The sequence below is a fragment of the Pseudomonas ceruminis genome (genome assembly GCF_021602025.1).
GTDB lineage: Bacteria > Pseudomonadota > Gammaproteobacteria > Pseudomonadales > Pseudomonadaceae > Aquipseudomonas > Aquipseudomonas ceruminis.
The window spans coordinates 1-19,566 of record NZ_BQHW01000003.1 but is presented as its reverse complement, the minus strand read 5'-3'; the positions used below and the strand labels follow the sequence as shown (position 1 = coordinate 19,566).

Here is a 19,566-nt window from a genome sequence, read left to right as displayed (position 1 = left end):
CCAACCTTACGAAGGCAGGCCTGCACACTCCACCGATGGGGCTTGTAAATCGGCGTCCTACACAAACGTCCTCAAATGGCTGCATACGATTAACCGGAATTCCGCGTGCTCTGGCCGCCATTTCGCACGTCACAACCCCGTTGCCTGTCGTCTTTCGTCTGGAGTTGTACGATGCGTCCCGTTTTGCCCCTCTCGTCTTGCCTTGGCCTCCTGGCCCTTTTCACTGTTGGCCAGCAAGCCACGGCGGCCGCTGCGATCGAACTGGGGCAAGTGCTGATCAGCGACGAGGAACGAAGCGAACTGGAAGATGCCCGTGATCGGCTCAATGCGGTGCCTGGCGCCAGCAATCTGGTTGACATGCAGCGCGTTGGCCAGGGCCGGGTCGCCAGCAACCAGGATGTGCTGGCCTACCAACCAGGGGTGTTTGCCCAGTCGGCGGGTAACGACGGCATCAAGCTGTCGATCCGTGGTTCGGGCATCAACCGAGCGCCGGGAGCCCATGGCTCTGGGGTCTACACGATGTTCGACGGCCTGCCCTTGACCGGCCCAGGCGGTACTCCCTATGAGTTGTTCGAACCGCTGTGGTTGAGCCGCGCCGAAGTGCTGCGCGGGGCCAATGGGTTCGACCAGGGCGCACTGGCGCTGGGGGGAGCGATCAACTATGTCACCCACACCGGCTACGATGCGGCGCCGTTGCAGGTACGCTACGAAGCCGGCAGCCGCGGCTATCAGCATCGGCACATCAGTTCGGGCCAGGTGCTGGGCAACCTCGACTATTACATCGCCCTGACCGACACCGAATACGACGGCTACCAGCAGCACAGCAGCGGCAGCGCCAAGGGCATTGCCGCCAACGTCGGCTATCGGTTCAACCCCAATCTTGAGACACGCTTCTACCTGCGCTATCGGGAAACTGAAAACGACCTGGCCGGGCGCCTGACCAAGCAGCAGATCAAGCACGACCCTCGAGCCGCCAATGCGGCTTACCTGGCGCGCGACGACAGCCGTCCGCAACCGGGCAGCACCTGGGTAGGCAACAAGACCACCTTCTACCTTGACGACGATGCCCGCCTGGAAGCGGGGTTGGTCTATCACGACTACCCGATGGACCTGCGCGAAGGCCCGATGCGGCTGAAGGTCGCCTACACCGATGTAAGCGGAACATTGAATTATCTGCGCCGCGATACCCTGTTCGGCCGTGAAAGCAGGACCACCTTGGGCTGGCGCACCACCAAGCACCTGCCCAACAGTGGTGCCTCACAGTTCGCCCGTGACCGTGACGTGACCGGGGCACACAGCCGCGACTTCAGTTACCAGGGGTCGGACAGCGTGCTGCACCTTGGCAATGACCTGGAACTGATCCCAGACCTGTGGCTGACCACAGGCCTGGCAATGATCTACACCCGCCGCGAAAGTGACGTCACCTACCCTGCCACAGGCGGCAGGGTCAGCCAGCATGATTGGGACTATGCTCCGCGCCTGGGGCTGCGCTACGACATCAGCCCGCAGTTGCAGGTCTATGGCAACCTGAGCCGGTCCGTCGAGCCGCCGCACCCATGGGCGCTGCTCTGGAGCTCCACGGTGGCCACCCAACCGATCAAGATGCAGAACCAGACCGCTACCACCCTGGAGCTTGGCGCACGCGGCGACTCGACGCTCGGGCACTGGGACCTGGCCTGGTATTACGCGCAGGTACGCCATGAACTGCTGGCGGTCGAGATCGTGCCGGGGGCCCTACCCAAGGAGTTCAACGCCAGCCCCACCGTGCACCAGGGGGTTGAAGCGGCGCTTGAAAGCACGCTCTGGGAGCGCCCAGGCACGGGTAAGCTGAGCGTGCGCCAGGCCTATACCTTCAGTGATTTCCACTACCGGGACGATGACAGGTTCGACGACAACCGGTTGCCGGGCATCCCGATGCACTATTACCAGGCCGAAGTGCGCTTCGACTGGCCTGGAGGATTCTACGCCGGGGTCAATACGCAGATGGCCTCGAAGGTACAGATTGACTACGCCAACAGTGAGCATGCCGACGCCTACGCGCTGCTCGGCGCGCGCCTGGGCTGGGACTCACCGAAACAGGACTGGCAGACCTGGCTGGACCTGCGCAACCTGACCAACAAGCGCTACGCGGCCACGGTGACCCCAGGCTATGACGATGGCGGGCAAGACATCGCCCGCTCGACGCCTGGCGAAGGGTTCGGTGTTTATGCAGGCGTTTCGTACAGCTTGCGCTAGCGCGATTGGGCGGCATGCCGGTCCTTACTGGGGCAACTGCACCTGCGGCTTGGTCGCCGCAAAGATAGCCCAGCTGGACATGAACAATGCCGCAATCAATGGCCCGATGACAAAACCGTTGAGCCCGAATACCGCCAGCCCACCCAACGTGGAGACGAGGATCAGGTAGTCGGGCATTCGCGTATCCTTGCCCACCAGGATAGGCCTCAGCACGTTGTCCACCAGGCCAATGACCAGTACCCCAAAGGCGGTCAGGATCACCCCCTGCAAGATCGCCCCGGTCAGCAGAAAATACGCCGCTACCGGGGCCCAGATGATACCGGCGCCAACGGCTGGCAATAACGAAAGAAACGCCATCATCACCGCCCAGACCAAGGCACTGGGAATATCCAGCACCCAGAAGATGAAACCACCCAGCGCGCCTTGGGTGATGGCCACCAGTACGTTGCCTTTGACCGTGGCCCTTACCACGCGGTTGAACTTCAGTTGCAGCCGCCGCTTCTGGTGCTCTGGCAGCGGCACCGCCAGGCGTACGCGCCGCGCCACCTCAGCGCCCTCGCGCAGGAAGAAGAACAACAAGTACACCATGATGCCGAAGCTCACCACGAACTCGAATGTTCCCTGGCCGAAACTGAATGCCTGGCTGGCTAGCACCTGGCTACCCTGGCTGGCCCACTTGGTGATCTTGTCGCGCAGGCTGTCCAGGTTGCCTATGCCCATCCCGTCCAGGCCGTGCTGCACGAACTGCGGTAACAGGTCGAAACCGTGCTCCACGTAACCTGCAATATCCAACTGCCCGCTTTCTATGCGCTTGTACAGCGTCGCGCCCTCCTGCACCAGCAAGGCACTGGTAATGATCACCGGCAGCACGGCCACCAATAGGCAGATCAGCAAGGTGGTGGCCGCGGCAAGATTGCGGCGCCTGCCAAAACGCATCACCAGGTTGCGCTGCAGGGGCGCGAAAAGAATGGCAAGAATCACCGCCCAGAAAATGGCCCCATAGTACGGCAGCAGGATCCAGCCGAAGGCTAGGGTCACCAAGCCCAGCAGCACTGCCAGGGCTTTGTTCTGTAAGGCGGTTTGGTTCATGTGCACTCCTCGCGTGTCATGGATATTAGTGCATGCCACAACCGGAAAAGTGCCCTGACCTGTGATTCACCTCAAAACGGTCAGCCTAACCAGGCGGGGTAAGCACTGTCGGTATGGCCTTGCGTTGCCGCCGCGACGCACCCCGCCAAGCTGGCGAAATGCACGGGACGCCCAACCAGGCCCGGTGCGTAGTGGGCAAATTTCGCAGAGTTGGTCATCACGGTTTTGGCGGCTGGGGGGATCACTGGCTCCGCGAGCATGCACCAGCAGGTATCGTTCACGATCTGCGCACCAAAACGCTCAATCTGCGCTACATAACCGGCTTTGATTGCCTGTTCGTAAACCGAACGGCCGCACGTGATGACCAGTGCCGTGGACGATGCCTTCTGCAGGCCTTTGCACAACGCAGCCAAGGCTTGGAACTCCGTGAGCGAGAAATGGGGATTGCCCAGCGAAACGATGTCCACGTTCGCTGAGCGGGCACTGTTGAGGCGCTTCCAGCTGGCCATGAGGTCGGTGGGGGTTATGGACAGCGTTTCGAGGCTTACCCCTGGTGCCAGGGCCTGTTCAGGCACCAGCGCTTCAGGCGTGACGCCCGCGATGTGGAAAAGCGGTGCCCCTGAGGTGGTGCCGAAGGCAGCTGAAAAGGCCTTGAGGTGGTCCAGGGTTGGAGCCGCATTTTCCAGACCGAACACGATCGGGATTCGCTTACCGGCAAGCAAGCCGACGTGGTAGCCAAGCAGTGGATAGAACGCATCATCAACCTGGCCCGGCATGGCCACGTCGATGCGTAGCTGAGCCCTTCTGTTTGCGTCCAGGTGGCACCCGGACAGCGGCGCGCGGCCACAGATCGCAATGCAGATGTCCAAGTAGTCTGGATACTTCAACGTCCGCGCCGCCAGAACACTGTTGGCATAGACCACAGCGTTGGACTCGGCCCACACGATCTGCTCTCCCGCCTTTGGCGCGGTGTCTAGCAGGTAGGGGGCGCACGTGTAGCTCAAGCGTGCCCCCATTGCCATGTAGGCACTGCCCAATGCGCTGGCAGGCTCGCCGAATTGTGGGTCGACACCCAGGTCGCGCCAACGGCGCTGGTCGACTGAAATCGAGTTCAAGGTGGTAGGCACGACGACCTGGGCGCCCCACGCGACCAACTGCTCAGCGAAGCGAAGGCTGGCGGGGCCGGTGTAGATGCAGCCATCGATATGTGCCTGGGTGACATCAATCAGTGCCTTGGCCCCCTGCAACTCAGCCATGCGCAACACCACCTGCATCGCCACCTGGGCCGCCTTGCCTCGCACACCCTCAAGCAGTCTGCGATCTTGCTCAGTCAAGATGACCGGGCTTTGTGTAAAGTCCGAGACAGGCGTGGGCTTGGCGGGGATGAAATCACCCGCCAGGGCGTGCACCGCTGCTTGCACGCCCTGATCGCTCACCCGGGCATAGCGGCAATCGCTCAGCGCGGCAAACGCCTCCTTGCCGATACTGATCACCGGCAGTGAGCGGTCATAGATCATTTCGGCCAACAACACACCAAGGGTCAGGATTTCATCGACTTCAGCAAGGATCAATGCTGCAGGTGCATGGCCGGAGCTGATCAACTCCATCATGACGCTGCTTCCGGTGCACGAGCCTCGACCCGAAGGAATGGCCAGCACCCGCCCCGCCAGATACTGGCCTGCAAGGGGGTGGTGCTGGTCAATCACCTCCCCTGTGCATGAATTGACCCCACCCCAGAAGCTGAGCCCCACGTCCGCAAACAGCAGCTCGCCCTGCGCTGCTCCGCCAACCAAGCTACGGCCGCTATGGTTTTTCACCTCATCCATCATCGCTAACCTCGGTGTTCGATTCTTCAAGCGTGGCGACCCTGTGGGCCGCCGTCACCTTTTAGTTTTTCTGGGAGCTGACAGGCTGCACAGTGAACGAGCGGTTCATTTTGTACAGGGTACTGGCCGGCATGAACCATTGGACTGAGGCGTACGATGCTACAGCGGTTAACAGATTTTGGGGCGTACCCGATTGCGTGTGTTGTCCTAAAAATTGATACCCCCGAGCAGCGCCATGCCTGCCTTGATTCAAATCAATATCGCCAACGCTGCCATGGCTTAGCATCCGCGCCTTTTGCCCCGGTGCGCCTATGACCCTTCCCGCCAAGCCCGAACTGCTGGCCCCTGCCGGTACCCTCAAGACCATGCGCTACGCATTCGCCTACGGTGCCGATGCGGTCTACGCAGGCCAGCCACGCTACAGTTTGCGCGTGCGTAACAACGCCTTCGATCACGCAAACCTGGCGTTGGGCATCGAGCAGGCGCATGCACTGGGCAAGCGCTTCTACGTGGTGGTCAACATCGCCCCGCACAATGCCAAGCTGAAGACCTTTCTCAAGGACCTGGCTCCTGTGGTCGCGATGGCCCCCGACGCCCTGATCATGTCCGACCCCGGCCTGATCATGCTGGTGCGCCAGCACTTCCCGCACATGCCGGTACACCTGTCGGTGCAGGCCAATACCGTCAACTGGGCGAGTGTGCAGTTCTGGCAGCAACTGGGCCTGAGCCGGGTGATCCTGTCACGCGAGCTGTCGCTGGAAGAAATCGAGGAGATCCGCCAGCAGGTGCCGGGCATGGAACTCGAAGTGTTCGTCCACGGTGCCCTGTGCATGGCCTATTCCGGGCGCTGCCTGTTATCGGGCTACCTCAACAAGCGCGATGCCAACCAGGGTGCCTGCACCAACGCCTGCCGCTGGAAGTACGAGGCCACACCGGCGACCGAAAACATTGCTGGCGAAATCGTGCGTGAAGTCGAGCCGACGCTGGGCCTGGGTGCACCAACCGAGCACGTGTTCCTGCTGCAAGAGAGCAACCGCCCGGGTACCGAAATGCCGGCCTTCGAGGATGAGCACGGTACCTACATCATGAACGCCAAGGATTTGCGCGCCATCCAGCACGTCGAGCGCCTGGCAGCCATGGGCGTGCATTCGCTGAAAATCGAGGGCCGTACCAAGTCGCACTTCTACTGCGCTCGCGCCGTACAGTCCTACCGCCAGGCCATCGACGACGCTGCGGCGGGGCGGCCCTTCGACGTGACCCTGATGGGCAACCTCGAGTCGCTGGCTCAACGGGGCTATACCGAAGGTTTCCTGCGCCGTCATGTGCACGACGAATACCAGAACTACCTGCGCGGCAATTCTCTGTCAGAACGCCAGCAGTTCGTGGGCGAACTCACCGGCGTACGTGTGAACGGCCTGGCCGAGGTCAAGGTGAAGAATCGCTTCGCAATAGGGGACCACCTGGAGCTGATGACCCCGCGCGGCAACTATCACTTCGACCTGCACCGTTTGTGCAACGGCCAACAGCAGGCCATCGACGTGGCGCCCGGCGACGGCCACACCGTGTATTTGCCGATTCCAGAGCAGGTCGCGCTGGAGTATGGTTTGCTGATGCGCGATCTGGACCCTGACGAGCAGGCTGCCTGACAAGGTTGTAATGTTTGCCTAAGCCACCTGACAGGCCCGGCAGGCAAGTATCCTGGCGAACACGATCGGTATGCCTGTGCATTTTCAAGGAGTTGTTTGACCATGCTGCGTAAACACCTGATCACCTTTGGTCTGCTGGCCATCAGCGGCCTGGCCCAAGCGGCCGACACCATCGATGTCTACCGCGACCCCAACTGTGGCTGCTGCAAAGCCTGGATCAGCCATCTGCGCGATAATGGTTTTACCGTGAACGACCATGTCGAACCGAACATGAGCGCCGTCAAACAGCGCCTGGGCGTGGCGCCGCGCCTGGCGTCGTGCCACACCGGCGTGATCGACGGCAAGTTCGTCGAGGGCCATGTGCCTGCCGAGCAAGTGCGCCTGCTGGCCAAGCGCAATGATCTCAAAGGCCTGGCCGTGCCAGGCATGCCGATGGGCTCGCCAGGCATGGAAATGGGGGACCACAAGGACGCCTACCAGGTCATCGGGGTGACCCAGGATGGCCAGGACACCGTAGTCGCCAACTACTGATGCTCAGCCTTTGGGCACTGTTCCTCAGCGCCTTCGGGGCCGCCACCCTGTTGCCAATGCAATCGGAAGCAGTGCTGGTGGGCCTGCTTCTCCGGCAGCCCGATGCCTGGCTGACCTTGCTGCTGGTCGCCACCCTGGGCAATGTGCTCGGTTCGGTGGTCAACTGGTTGCTGGGCCGAGCCATCGAGCACCTGCGCGACAAACGCTGGTTTCCATTCAACGCCGCCCAGCTGGAACGCGCCCAGCAGCGTTACCAGCGCTGGGGGCAATGGTCACTGCTGCTGAGCTGGATGCCGGTAATCGGCGACCCGTTGACCCTGATCGCGGGGATCATGCGCGAGCCATTCTGGCGGTTCCTGCTGCTGGTGACCTTGGCCAAGGGCGGGCGATATGCCGTAGTGGCAATGGTTACCCTCGGCTGGTTTCATCCCTGGTAACACCTTTAACGTTTAAGGTGTGCTACCGGCTGCTAAAGTCGCCAATTCCTACATGGTCCTACACGGAGTGCACCCATGCTGCGCGCAACCGCCCTGGCCCTGGCCTGCCTTGTCGGCGCACCGGCCATCGCCGCCGAATCGCCCACCTACGGTAAACAGCTCGAAGGTTTCAGCTACCCTCACCCACTCCGGCATTTCGATTTCCAGTCCCAGGGCCAGAACTTGCAAATGGGTTATATGGACGTCCCCGCCAAAGGCCAGGCCAATGGCCATAGCGTGGTGCTGATGCACGGCAAGAACTTCTGCGCCGCCACCTGGGAAACCACCATCGATGCACTGAGCCAGGCCGGCTACCGGGTCATCGCGCCAGACCAGGTCGGTTTCTGCACCGCGAGCAAACCGGCGGCTTACCAATACAGCTTCCAGCAGTTGGCCATCAACACCCATGCCTTGCTGGAGCAACTGGGCATCAAGCAAGCGATCATCCTCGGCCACTCCACCGGTGGCATGCTCGCCACCCGCTACGCCCTGATGTACCCGCAACAAGTCGAACGCCTGGCGATGGTCAACCCGATCGGTCTGGAGGACTGGAAAGCGCTGGGCGTACCCTACCGTACGGTGGACCAATGGTATGCCCGCGAGCTTAAACTCGATGCCGAGGGGGTACGCGAGTATGAACGCAAGACGTACTACGCGGGACGCTGGAAACCTGAATACGAACGCTGGGTGCAGATGCTGGTGGGCCTGAACAAAGGGCCGGGGCACGAAGCGGTGGCGTGGAACTCGGCGCTTATCTACGACATGATTTTCACCCAGCCGGTGTACCACGAGTTCAAGGACTTGAAGATGCCCACCCTGCTGCTGATCGGCGACCAGGACACCACGGCGATTGGCAGCGATATCGCGCCGCCGCAGGTCAAGGCCAAGCTGGGTAACTACAAGGTGCTCGGGCCAGAAGTGGCCAAGTTGATCCCGAACGGTGAGCTGGTCACCTTCGAAGGCATGGGGCATGCGCCGCAGATCGAGGAGCCGCGGCGCTTCAACAAGACACTGATCGAGTGGCTTGGCCACTGATGCGGCGAAGGGGCGCCTCGCGCCCCTAGCACTGCCAGATGTGCGCTTCGCTCCACCCCAGCTCGGCAAAATCCACCTCACGCAACCCGGCCTCTTCCTCGCAGAAGAATTCATCCAGCTGCGGCGGCCGCACCATTGTGTCGCTGAGCATCGCGTGCACCTGCCCGCGGTGATGGATCTGGTGCTCGAACAGATGCGCCAGCAAGCGCAGACGCTGCTCGCGCTGCACCCGATCGGGCCGCACTATGCTGACGTAGCGAGCCAACTGGTTGTCGAGTAACCCACTGCAATAAGCGATTAGCCGATGGTCGGCCTGGGCCTGTTCGGCATACAGGTCGGTACAGGTGGCGAACGGCTGCTCGGGCCGGAAAAAACGCTCGCCGTCCTGGCCCGGCGCCTCCCCACGCTGCTCGCACTCGAGCATGTGCAGGTAGAACCAGTCCACTGTCAGCAGATGATTGAGGGTGGCCTTGATCGACGGGAAAAAGCTGCAGCGAGGGGCGACGAACTCGTCCTGGGTCAATTGCAGGCAGGCCTTGTATAACCGGTGGTTGGCCCAGCCATTGTTGTAGGCCTGGGTCAGCAGGTGATGGGACAAAGGCTCCATGGTTCGGCTCCTTCAGGCGAAGCGTTGCAGTTGCATCTCCCGTAGCCGGCTCAAGGTCCTTTGGTACGGAAATGCCAGATACCCTTGAGTGTAGAGCGCATCGAGCGGTACCTGCGCTTCAAGATACAGCGCTACCCTACGGTCGTAGCATTCGTCGACCAGGGCAATGAAGCGGCGCACGGCGTCATCCTTGGGTGACAACGCCGGCAGCTCACGGTCCCCGGCCATGACCCGCGAGGCGCCATCCTCGGTGCCACGGGCGATACGCCCGGCCCGCTGCTCACCGCCCAGCGCCGGTATGCCCTCCACCAGGATCGCCGGAAATCGGTCGCACAGGGCCATGAAATCCATAGCCGCCAGGGGTTGCTCGCAAAGATCCGTAAAGCGGCACCAGATCGCCTGAGCGCTGTACCGGATAACCCGGACCTGCCGTGAGCCGATCACCAGCGGCTGGACGCTGCCGGGGTCCCCCGGGCTTAGCTGCTGGAACACCGCTTCAAGTGCCCCTGCCTTACCCGCCTGCGCTACCCAATAACGCTGGCAGGCAGCACCGGGATGCAAGCGATGGTCTTGTTCGCCAGCCACGGCAAGCACCTGCATGTGACGTTCGATGGCGCGGATGGCCGGCAGGAAACGCTCGCGATTGAAACCGTCGCGGTACAGCTGCTGCGGCGGCTGGTTGGAGGTGGCAACGACCACCACGCCCTGCTCGAACAGTACCTGGAACAGACGGCCAAGGATGATCGCATCGCCAATATCGCTGACGAACAGTTCGTCAAAGCACAACACCCGGATTCGCCCGGCCAGCTCACGGGCAAGGGCTTGCAGCGGGTCGGCGGTGCCGTTGAGCTGGAACAGACGCTGATGGACCCAGGCCATGAAATGGTGGAAGTGCTGGCGCTGGGCCGGAATGCTCAGGCTGCGGTGGAACAGGTCCATGAGCCAGGTCTTGCCCCGACCGACCGGGCCCCACAGGTAGAGCCCCCGGGCGGGGCCGCCATGCTCGACGGCCTCGAAACAGGCTTGCAGGGCGCAGACGGCCCGGGCTTGAGCCGGATCGGCAGCGTAGCCTTGCTCAGCTAGAGCTTTGTGGTAGAGAAAGCGGGGATCGAGCGCCATGGCGCATTATCTTCAAAGGCCATGACACCAGCAACCCGCTTTAATCCTCGCTCAGGCCAACCTTCAGCAACCGCCCGTCCTTGTCATCGGTCAGCACGTACAGGTACCCATCCGGCCCTACCCGTACATCGCGGATGCGCGCTTTCAAATCCGCCAGCAAACGCTCTTCATGCACGACCTTGTCACCGTCCAGTTGCAGGCGGATCAACTCCTGGGCGGCCAGCGCACCAATGAACACGTTGTGATCCCAAGGCTTGAACGTGGGGCTGTCATAGAAGGCCATGCCGCTGATGCCAGGCGATTGCTCCCAGACATGGTGAGGGTCGACCATACCGTCGACATGCTTGCCCTTGGCCTCGGGGATTGGCAGGAGCGAGTAATTGATGCCGTGCGTGGCAATCGGCCAACCGTAGTTCTTGCCCGCTTGCACAATGTTGATCTCGTCACCACCGCGCGGCCCATGTTCGTGGGTCCAGAGCTTGCCGGTCCAGGGGTTGAGCGCTGCTCCCTGCTGATTGCGATGGCCGAACGACCAGATCTCGGGGCGTACGTTGTCCCTGCCAACGAAGGGGTTGTCCTTGGGCACTTCGCCATCGGGCAGGATGCGCACGATCTTGCCCTGCAGCTTGTCCAGGTCCTGTGCGGTCGAGCGCTGGTTGTTCTCGCCCAGGGCGATGAACAGGTAGCCGTCGCGGTCAAATACCAGCCGCGAACCAAAGTGATTGCCGACCGAAAGCTTGGGCTGCTGACGGAAGATCACGGTAAAGTTTTCCAGCCGTGCTTGGTCCTCGGACAGTTGCCCGCGCCCGACCGTGGTGCCGGCCTTGCCATCGCTCCCCTCCTCGGCATACGACAGGTAGACGGTTCGGTCCTTGGCAAACGTCGGCGACAGGGCGACATCCAGCAGACCTCCCTGGCCCTCGGCCCAGACCTTCGGCACACCGCTGATGGCCGGGCCGACCTTGCCTTCGGCGTTGACCACCCGCAGGTTGCCGGGGCGTTCGGTGACGAGCATTTCCTTGCCGCCTGGCAGGAAGGCCAGCGCCCACGGGTTGCGTAGGCCGTCGGCCACAGTACTGACGGTGATCTGCCCCTCCTCGCTTTGGAACTGCTGCTCGGTGGCGGCCTGCGCCAGCAGCGCAAACGCCGCGGCAGCGGCAAGCGTGGTCAGCCAGGTGACTCTGGTCATGCAGGATTCCTTTCGATGGGGGCTCATGGTGCGCGCTGGGTGTCACGCGGCGGCCGGGTAGGTTCCAGGTTCGGGACCTGCTGCTGACGCCGCAGGTTATCGCCATTGCCAATGCCGCGATTGTCCAGGGTGGGCGTACGCTCAATGGGCGCGGTCGAGGGGCCACGCACCGGCGGGGTAGCCGGCATGCTGCCCTGGCGGCTGTTGGGGTTGGCACGTTGAATGGGGCTGTTGTACGGGTTGTTGTTGCCCGCCGCAAGCTGCAGCGGCTGCACGGGCGCGGCCTGTACCGGCAGGCACAGCAACAGGCCGATGGCCAGGGTTGGCAATGTCAGATTCATGCTTCACCTCTTGTACGAAATAGCGCGCCTTGTGCGTTGGATAGCCTAAGGCGCGATCGGTTCGCGGCAAAAGTATGAATGCGATTCCTGATGTTTCAGCCTGCACCTGGCGGGGCAGCCATGCCGGCCAGGGCCGGCACTTACACCGAACAATCAGTAAGCCATGCTCCAGGTCAGGGTGTAGGTCCGGCCCCTGCCCTGGTAGTCGTACAGGTAAGCCGGGCCGTAGGTGGGCGCGTAGAACAGCGTCGCCCGCTGCCCCCAGACCGTACTGTATTGCTTGTCCAGCAGGTTCTGAATACCTGCGCTGAAGGTGCCGAAGCCAGTGTCCTGGCTGCCAAGCAAATCAAAGGTGGTGTACCCGTCGATTTCGTGGTCGGCGTCATCCTTCAGGCTGAAGGCATGGTTGGCCTGCAATCGCGCGCTGCGCCCATCACCCTTCCAGCCGACGAAGGCAGTGGATTTGGACAGCGAGGCATAGCGGGCGTCGCGCTTGATCCAACCGCCGTCGGCGGCTTCCTCCTCGGAACGGGTCAGGTGCAAGGTACCACCGGCTTCCCAGCCATTCTGGAAGTGCCGGGTCAGCGCGCCTTCGAAGCCAAAATCACGGCTTTTCTGCTCTTCGACGTTGATGGTCAACGTTTGTGAGTCGACATTGATGATCTTGTCCGACCAGATGTAGTACAGCGCGGCCTGAGCATCCCAGTCCAGATCGGCGTAACGCCAGCCCACCTCGACCTGGCGGCTCTTGATACCAGCCAACGGGTTGTCCGCAACGCTCAAGCCCGGCTTGCCGTAGTACTTTGCCGGGTCCGGCAGGTCGAAGCCCTCACCGTAGTTGGTCCAGACCTGGTGGCCATTTTTGAAGTCGTAGATTGCACCGACGTTGTACAGGTTGACCTGGTAATCGTTGCTGCCGCCAGGTACGCCCTTGAAATCGCTGACGTCGACGTCCATCTGCTGGCGCCGGGCTCCGCCCGAGAAGGTCAGGTTGTCGGTGGCATGCCAGTCCAACTGCGCGTAGACCGAGACACCATCGACCCGATAGCTGGGATAGCGCGGCGCCTTGCTGTCTTTCTCCATGTCCAGGCCGCCGCTTTGCGACGAGGTCAGGGCATTGAACGTAGTCTGCTCGGCGTTGAAGCGCTCCCGATCGAGGTCCACCCCATAGGTCAGCTTGAGCGTATCCCACTGCTTGGCGAACAGCCCTTTGAGGCTGGTGACCTCGAAGTTCTGCTGCGAGGCGGCGAAGTACACCCCACGCGAACCGGTTGGCGTTGCACGGTTGTAGTAAGGGAACGGGTAGAAGTTGTCGTCTTCCTTGCGGTACGAGGCCTGCAGGTAGAAGTCCTGGCCCAACACATCGGTGTGGTGGTAGTTGGCATTCAGCAGCAAGCGCCGGGTACGTGGTTCGAGATCCGAGGAATAGCCGCTGCGCAGCTCGGCATCTTCCAGATCGGAGGGAGCGTTGTAGTTCAGGTTGGGGAAGTAGATGCCCGTGCTGCCGTGGTTGCCTGAGTCATAGTACTGAGCCAGCAGGTCGATGCTTTGCTCATCGGTAAGTTTCACGCCCACCGTGCCGAGCAGATCGATGGTGCGGTTGTATTGCAGGTCGGTCTGGGTGTTGTCGATGAAGATCTGGTCGCCCGCGCCATCGTAAAAGGCTTCGTTCTGTTCGCCGGAGACACCCAGGCGCGCACTGATCCGGTCATTGCCGCCACTGATCGACTGGGCGAAGCGGGTGGCGAGGTCGTCGCTGTTATTGAAGCCGCTGCTGGCACCGAGCTGGGTCTCGAAGCGCGCCGGGCCTGGTTCGCCCTTCTTGGTCACGATGTTGATGATGCCACCGGTGGCGCCACCGCCATAAATAGCACTGGCGCCGGACAGCACTTCGACACGCTCGACGTTGAACGGTGAGATGCTATCGAACTGGCGCGAGAGGCCACGTGAGCTGTTCTGGCTAACCCCATCGATCATCACCAGTACGTTGCGCCCGCGCATGTTCTGGCCATAGTTGGTTCGGCCTTCAGGTGCAAGGTCTAAGCCCGGTACCAACTTGCCGATGGCCTCCTTGAGGCTCACCCCGCTGTCGAGCTGTTCGCGCAGTTGCTGTTGGTCGACCACCCAGACGGTACCGGGGATCTCGCTGATGGCCGTGCTGGTACGCGAGGCTACGCTGACTTCAATGGGTTTGAGGTTGACCGCCTGGGGTGCTGCAAGGGCCCTGCGCAGGGTAACGGTGCGGGAATCGGTGAAATGCCACGCCATCTCGCTGCCGGCGAGCAGTTGCTGCAATGCCTGCTCAACGCTGTAGCTGCCCTGCAAGGAGGGGCTGGTGAAGCCTGCAACGTCGCTGGTGGTGTACAGCAGATGCAGACCGGCTTGGTCGGCAAATGCGGTCAGGGCTTGGTCCAGGGGTTGCGCAGGCAGATCCAGCTGCACCTGCCGCGCCTCCATCGGCGCCTGCCCGGCTTGAGTGGCGGCCAGCACCTGTAGGGGGCCGGCGAACATGGCCAGGGCGCTACAGGACAGCAGAACATGGTTCAAACGACCGCCGCGACGGTACGAAGGCTTGGGCATGAGAGGCACGAAGGAGCTTCCAGACAAGTCGTAAATGAGAATGGGTTGCTGATCAGTCCCACTACGACGATCTGGCGCGCACGAACTTGCAGTGCCAAATGAAAAATATTTCGATTATTTTTTAGCGGCTAATAGACCACCGCCAGCCATGGCAGGTAGGTGACCTTGAGGCCATAGCGCTGTTCGAGGGTGTGCAGCAGCGCCTCGGGCTCGTTCAGGTCGAAAACTCCACTGACCTCAAGCGCTGCCAGCTTGCTGTTGGGCAACAGGATGCGACCATGCTGGTAGCGCTCGAGCTCAGCCAGCACCTGCCCTAACGGTTTGCCGTTGAAGATCAGCTTGCCGCGCTGCCAGGCCGTCTGCGCGCTGGCGTCGGCTGATACGTTGACACTGTGATTGCCGACTTGGGCTTGACCCTGGGCCAGCACCACACGGCCGTCGCGGCGCACACTGAACGCCGCCGCGTCGCCGCGCACAGGCTTGCCCGCACTCTCGACCACGAACGGGCGTGGGTCTGTGGCAGTCTCGAAAAACGCCTCACCGGCCTGCAACGACACCTTGCGTTCTTTCGCACTGAAGTCCACCTTCAGAGCGCTGCCACTGTTGAGGACGACCCGAGAGCCATCGGCAAGAATGATGGTTTGCCGCTCGCCCATACCGGTGTGGTAGTCAGCCAGCCACACCGGCACTTGCTGCCAACTGCTGTATCCGGCCATCAGCAAGGCCAACGAGGCGGCCACCCCGGCAAGCCAGCGCCGTTTATTTCGTACTGGCGGCACTTGGCTCACTTGGGCAGCCGCTGCGTGACCAATATCGCGCCAGAGCGCTTCAGCTTCGCCCGCTGCTTCGGCATGGGCCGAGCTTAGCTGGCACCAGCGTCGGTAGCGCGCCTTATCCGCCGCACTGGCATTGCCCGAGTGCAGGAGCACCTGCCAATCGAGCGCATCATCGGACAAATCACTGATCGGTTGCGGCGCGTGCATGTTCAAGGTGTCAGTCATGGTTGTGTTTGAGCCAGTCACGGCAGTGACGCAGCGCCTGGCCTATGTATTTTGCCACCATGCTCTCGGAAACGCCCAGCCGTTGTGCGATCTGTGCCTGGGTCAGGCCTTCCACCCGGTTGAGCAATAGCGCCTGGCGGGCGTTGGTGGACAATTGCAGCAAGGCTTCGTCAAGGATCTGCAAGCGCTCCCGGGCCAGCAGTGCTGCTTCAGGAGCCGGTGCCGGGCATACGACCTCGCCCGCTCCGTCGCTGTCATCATGGCTCGAGGCGAGGCGCTGCTCTCGGCGCAGGGCATCAATGGCCAAATTGCCCGCAACGCGGAAGATAAAACTACGCGCATGCAATACCGGAACCGCCTGTGCGTCGACCTTCACCAACTTGAGATAAGTTTCCTGTGCCACATCGGCGGCACGCTGCCGATCGCTCATGCGCCGGGTCAGAAACTGCAGAAGATCGTCGTAGTGCTCCTGGAAACTCGCCAGCAGACCAGACACGGGGGACGTCAGCATTGGGTGAAGAAACTGCCAGTAGGAGAAATTATCGGGCGTTAATGAGAAACAGTATCTTTCATTCGACCCGATACTTTCAACGCTGCCGTGCATTTGCCACACTGCAGCTTCGATTCCCCGCGCAAGGCCGCTACCCATGTCTGCCCGTCTGTACCCTTACCTTCGTCTGTTACTGGTTCTACTGATGGCCGGCGGGCTCAATGCCTGTGCATTGTTCCAGGCCCGTGACCCGCTGAACATCAGCGTGATCGGCATTGAACCACTCGCCGGGCAGGAGCTGGAAATGCGCATGGCAGTGAAGATGCGTGTGCAGAACCCCAATGAAGCAACCGTCGATTACAGCGGCATCGCGCTGAACCTGGAGGTCAATGGCCAGCCCCTGGCCTCCGGCGTCAGCGATCAACCTGGGCATATTGGCCGTTATGGCGAGGCGGTAATCGTTGTGCCGGTGAGCATCACGGCTTTCTCATTTCTGCGCCAAGCCTACGGTATGAGCAAGCTCGACTCGCTGCAGGGGATGCCGTATGTGCTGCGCGGAAAGCTGGCCGGAGGGCCATTGGGCACCGTGCGCTTCACCGATGAAGGCACGCTTGAGCTACCCAAGGGCGACAGCTTCTATTGGTGACAGGCGCGGTTACATTAACGGCTGGCACTGGCGGCGGCCATCATCTTGTTGACCTCGCTGCGCACCATGTTGGCGTATTCGGGCGGCGACATACCGTCCAGCTCGGCACGTACCCATTCGGCCCATTTGCCCTTGCGGCGCGGTTTCTCGGAAATCAGCCGGGCGGCCTCACCCTTGGCCTTGCCCAGGTTGTTCTTCCACATTTCGAACAGCCGGGCCTTCTCTGCCTCGATCTGCGCCCGTTCCTCGAAGCTTTTATTGGCCAGATTGAAACTCATGAAGGTACCTGCCTTTTGAAAATGGCCGCTATCTTACACCGTAGCGCAGCCGCTTCGGTAAGCTATCGCAACTTTCGCGGCGCGCAAGCATCCATTGCTTAACCCCACCATCGACGAGGACGTGTTCATGGCCCGTAAAACAGCCAAATTGATTGATAGCGATCAGATCAAGGATCAGGTGTTCAGTGAGCTGCAGGCATTGATCGAAGAATCAGAAAAGCTGCTCAACGACAGCGCTTCCATGGTTGGCGAGGAAGCCGACAGTCTGCGCGCCCAGGTAAGCCTGAAACTTCGTCAGGCCAGAGAGGCCGCAGGCAATGTACGCGCCAAGGCGCAGCCAGTGGTCGACGCTACCCAGGATTACATTGGCGGCCATCCGTGGCAGACCGTTGCTGTATCGGCGGGCTTCGGCCTGGTCATAGGCCTGCTGCTGGGACGACGCCAGTAAACAGTGCTTGGCGCGCCGCCTGTACGCCTCAGGCGGCCTGCGCCAGCGGAATACCACTGTGGAAGCGTAGCTCCTGATCCGGCGACTGGATCAGCTCGGCTTCTGCTTCGCGTACCAGCACCACGCGGCGGGCAATGTCCGCTTCGTCCCCATATTGATGGGCGAGCTTCAGATAGCCTTGGTAGTGACGTGCTTCGCTCTTGAGCAAGCCGTGATAGAAAGTGCCGAGTTCTTCATCCAGATGAGGGACCAAAGCGGCAAAACGCTCACAACTGCGCGCTTCAATGAATGCCCCTACCACCAGCGTGTCTACCAGCTTGACCGGCTCATGAGCGCGCACCAGGCGACGCAGGCCAGAGGCATAACGCCCCGCTGAAACTGGCCGCAACGGCACGCCGCGCCGCTTCATCAGGCGCAACACCTGCTCGTGATGCACCAACTCCTCACGGGCCAGGCGCGACATCATGTTGATCAGGTCCAGGTGGGTATTGTACTTGGCGATCAGGCTCAAGGCCGTGCTTGCAGCCTTGAACTCACAATTCTTATGGTCGATGAGCAAAGTTTCCTGGTCGGCGAGCGCCGCTTCGATCCAGGCGTCTGGAGTCGGACAGCCTAGAAAGGCATCGATTTCAGGGATCAGGGACATAACGTACAACCACACAGGCAGGCAGGACCGGCGATTATACCCACGACGACTGGCTACGCCAGTGGCTATGCTTGATGTACATCAAACGGCGACGCCACGCACGCCAACTATAGTCAGACAGTGGTCGCCCCCTTTGAATGGAGTTCTTACCCATGCAAGCTGTCCGTAGCATCCTTGTCGTCCTGGACCCGGAACATGCCCATAGCCGTGCGTTGACACGGGCAAAACTGATTGCAGGCGTGACAGGTGCCCGCTTGCATCTGCTGATGTGCGACAAGAAGCACGATCATAGCGCCCTGCTCAGCCTGTTGAGCAGCCAACTGCACGATGACGGCTATGACAAGGTCACGCATGAGCAGGCCTGGCATGACACGCTCCACGAATCAATCATCAATGTGCAGCAGGCAGAAGGGTGCGAGTTGGTGATCAAGGAACACCGGCCGGACAACCCATTGAAGAAGGCCTTGCTGACGCCCAGCGACTGGAAACTCTTACGCCAATGCCCTTGTGCAGTCCTTATGGTCAAGAGTGAGCGCCCCTGGACAGGCGGTGTGATTCTGGCCGCCGTCGATGTCGGCAATCAGGACGAAGACCATCGTAGACTGCATGCCAGCATCATCGACCACGGTTACGCTATTGCCGGGTTGGCCAAGGGCAGCCTGCATGTCATCAGTGCCCACCCCTCCCCCATGCTGTCGGCGTCGGACCCGGTCTATCAGCTCAGCGAAACCATTGAAAAACGGTACCGAGAGGCCTGCAGTGCGTTTCAGGCTGAGTACGATATCAGCGAAGACCGGCTGCATGTTGCTGAAGGGCCTGCAGACGTGCTGATACCCCATACCGAGAAGAAACTCAATGCAGTGGTCACTGTGATTGGTACGGTCGCACGCACCGGCATTTCCGGGGCATTGATTGGCAATACCGCCGAAGTGGTGCTCGACACACTCGAGGGTGATGTATTGGTGCTCAAGAGTGAAGAGGCTACCGCGCACTTGGCCGAGCTGGCCCGGGGCTAGAAGCGACAACGTCGGAAAAGACAAAACCCCTACCTGCTCGCGCAGATAGGGGTTTTGCGAAATGAATCTTGACGATGACCTACTCTCACATGGGGAAACCCCACACTACCATTGGCGATGCATCGTTTCACTACTGAGTTCGGGATGGGATCAGGTGGTTCCAATGCTCTATGGTCGTCAAGAAATTCTGTTGCCAGAATGTCCAGCTGGACAGCCTAGCGAATTCGGATATGCGATATTTGTGATGTTGCGAACTTTCGGTTCGTTTCGTCTTCACCACCGCAATCTGCGCTAGCAAATTGCTTGGGTGTTATATGGTCAAGCCTCACGGGCAATTAGTATTGGTTAGCTCAACGCCTCACAGCGC

The 19,566-nt window shown here is 61.1% G+C and carries 18 protein-coding genes, 1 rRNA gene and 1 pseudogene; 8 read left to right on the top strand and 12 right to left on the bottom strand.

Annotation, left to right across the window (positions count from 1 at the left end; genetic code table 11):
* The first annotated feature begins 171 nt into the window (after nucleotides 1-171).
* The gene (locus L6D80_RS04250; protein WP_176515225.1) at nucleotides 172-2,235 is read left to right on the top strand and encodes a TonB-dependent receptor family protein; all 2,064 of its coding nucleotides are present in this window, start codon (nucleotides 172-174) and stop codon (nucleotides 2,233-2,235) included.
* Between the two features lie 24 nt (nucleotides 2,236-2,259).
* Here L6D80_RS04250 and L6D80_RS04245 read toward each other — a convergent pair whose 3' ends face one another.
* Nucleotides 2,260-3,324, bottom strand: a complete 1,065-nt coding sequence (locus L6D80_RS04245) for an AI-2E family transporter (protein ID WP_054903539.1) — start codon at nucleotides 3,322-3,324, stop codon at nucleotides 2,260-2,262.
* Nucleotides 3,325-3,404: 80 nt separating this feature from the next.
* The gene (gene lhpI, locus L6D80_RS04240) at nucleotides 3,405-5,150 is read right to left on the bottom strand and encodes a cis-3-hydroxy-L-proline dehydratase (RefSeq protein ID WP_176515228.1); all 1,746 of its coding nucleotides are present in this window, start codon (nucleotides 5,148-5,150) and stop codon (nucleotides 3,405-3,407) included.
* A gap of 311 nt (nucleotides 5,151-5,461) precedes the next feature.
* On the opposite strand from lhpI, the gene trhP reads away from it, so the two are divergent.
* From trhP to L6D80_RS04220, 4 genes are all read left to right on the top strand, one after another.
* Nucleotides 5,462-6,796 (top strand): prephenate-dependent tRNA uridine(34) hydroxylase TrhP, encoded by a 1,335-nt coding sequence (trhP, locus tag L6D80_RS04235; protein ID WP_176515230.1) that lies wholly within the window; start codon nucleotides 5,462-5,464, stop codon nucleotides 6,794-6,796.
* Nucleotides 6,797-6,898: 102 nt separating this feature from the next.
* Nucleotides 6,899-7,327, top strand: coding sequence for a DUF411 domain-containing protein (locus tag L6D80_RS04230; RefSeq protein WP_054903537.1), 429 nt, complete (start codon nucleotides 6,899-6,901; stop codon nucleotides 7,325-7,327).
* On the top strand, nucleotides 7,327-7,764 hold the full coding sequence (locus tag L6D80_RS04225; RefSeq protein WP_176515232.1) for a YqaA family protein: 438 nt from the start codon (nucleotides 7,327-7,329) through the stop codon (nucleotides 7,762-7,764). Before L6D80_RS04230 ends, L6D80_RS04225 begins: the two co-directional genes overlap by 1 nt.
* 75 nt (nucleotides 7,765-7,839) lie before the next feature.
* Nucleotides 7,840-8,838 carry an alpha/beta fold hydrolase gene (locus L6D80_RS04220; RefSeq protein ID WP_054903535.1) on the top strand — a complete coding sequence of 333 codons (999 nt, stop codon included), beginning with the start codon at nucleotides 7,840-7,842 and terminating at the stop codon, nucleotides 8,836-8,838.
* A 25-nt stretch (nucleotides 8,839-8,863) separates the two neighbouring features.
* Here the strand turns inward: L6D80_RS04220 and L6D80_RS04215 are convergent, their stop codons facing one another.
* The 7 genes and pseudogenes from L6D80_RS04215 to L6D80_RS04185 form a co-directional block, all read right to left on the bottom strand.
* On the bottom strand, nucleotides 8,864-9,445 hold the full coding sequence (locus L6D80_RS04215) for a DinB family protein (protein WP_054903534.1): 582 nt from the start codon (nucleotides 9,443-9,445) through the stop codon (nucleotides 8,864-8,866).
* A 12-nt stretch (nucleotides 9,446-9,457) separates the two neighbouring features.
* Nucleotides 9,458-10,564, bottom strand: coding sequence for a cell division protein ZapE (zapE, locus tag L6D80_RS04210; RefSeq protein ID WP_176515234.1), 1,107 nt, complete (start codon nucleotides 10,562-10,564; stop codon nucleotides 9,458-9,460).
* 40 nt (nucleotides 10,565-10,604) lie between these two features.
* Entirely contained in the window at nucleotides 10,605-11,753 is a 1,149-nt protein-coding gene (locus tag L6D80_RS04205) for a PQQ-dependent sugar dehydrogenase (protein WP_176515236.1), read from the bottom strand.
* A gap of 23 nt (nucleotides 11,754-11,776) precedes the next feature.
* Nucleotides 11,777-12,094 (bottom strand): hypothetical protein, encoded by a 318-nt coding sequence (locus L6D80_RS04200; RefSeq protein ID WP_054903531.1) that lies wholly within the window; start codon nucleotides 12,092-12,094, stop codon nucleotides 11,777-11,779.
* A gap of 153 nt (nucleotides 12,095-12,247) precedes the next feature.
* The gene (locus L6D80_RS04195; protein ID WP_054903530.1) at nucleotides 12,248-14,674 is read right to left on the bottom strand and encodes a TonB-dependent receptor; all 2,427 of its coding nucleotides are present in this window, start codon (nucleotides 14,672-14,674) and stop codon (nucleotides 12,248-12,250) included.
* A 128-nt stretch (nucleotides 14,675-14,802) separates the two neighbouring features.
* Nucleotides 14,803-15,675, bottom strand: coding sequence for a FecR family protein (locus L6D80_RS04190; RefSeq protein ID WP_223849214.1), 873 nt, complete (start codon nucleotides 15,673-15,675; stop codon nucleotides 14,803-14,805).
* 4 nt (nucleotides 15,676-15,679) lie between these two features.
* Nucleotides 15,680-16,186: pseudogene (locus L6D80_RS04185) on the bottom strand (RNA polymerase sigma factor); the annotation flags it as partial.
* Between the two features lie 136 nt (nucleotides 16,187-16,322).
* Here L6D80_RS04185 and L6D80_RS04180 point away from each other — a divergent pair.
* Nucleotides 16,323-16,811 (top strand): LEA/WHy family protein, encoded by a 489-nt coding sequence (locus tag L6D80_RS04180; protein WP_176515239.1) that lies wholly within the window; start codon nucleotides 16,323-16,325, stop codon nucleotides 16,809-16,811.
* Nucleotides 16,812-16,825: 14 nt separating this feature from the next.
* Here L6D80_RS04180 and L6D80_RS04175 read toward each other — a convergent pair whose 3' ends face one another.
* Nucleotides 16,826-17,089, bottom strand: a complete 264-nt coding sequence (locus tag L6D80_RS04175) for a hypothetical protein (protein WP_054903527.1) — start codon at nucleotides 17,087-17,089, stop codon at nucleotides 16,826-16,828.
* A gap of 127 nt (nucleotides 17,090-17,216) precedes the next feature.
* Between L6D80_RS04175 and L6D80_RS04170 the strand changes: the two genes are divergently transcribed.
* The gene (locus L6D80_RS04170; protein WP_054903526.1) at nucleotides 17,217-17,537 is read left to right on the top strand and encodes an ElaB/YgaM/YqjD family protein; all 321 of its coding nucleotides are present in this window, start codon (nucleotides 17,217-17,219) and stop codon (nucleotides 17,535-17,537) included.
* A gap of 28 nt (nucleotides 17,538-17,565) precedes the next feature.
* On the opposite strand, the gene L6D80_RS04165 is transcribed toward L6D80_RS04170, so the two are convergent.
* Nucleotides 17,566-18,183 (bottom strand): MiaE family protein, encoded by a 618-nt coding sequence (locus L6D80_RS04165; RefSeq protein WP_054903525.1) that lies wholly within the window; start codon nucleotides 18,181-18,183, stop codon nucleotides 17,566-17,568.
* 152 nt (nucleotides 18,184-18,335) lie between these two features.
* On the opposite strand from L6D80_RS04165, the gene L6D80_RS04160 reads away from it, so the two are divergent.
* On the top strand, nucleotides 18,336-19,199 hold the full coding sequence (locus L6D80_RS04160; RefSeq protein ID WP_054903524.1) for a universal stress protein: 864 nt from the start codon (nucleotides 18,336-18,338) through the stop codon (nucleotides 19,197-19,199).
* A gap of 66 nt (nucleotides 19,200-19,265) precedes the next feature.
* Here L6D80_RS04160 and rrf read toward each other — a convergent pair.
* Nucleotides 19,266-19,381 (bottom strand): 5S ribosomal RNA (gene rrf, locus L6D80_RS04155).
* Nucleotides 19,382-19,566 lie beyond the last annotated feature (185 nt).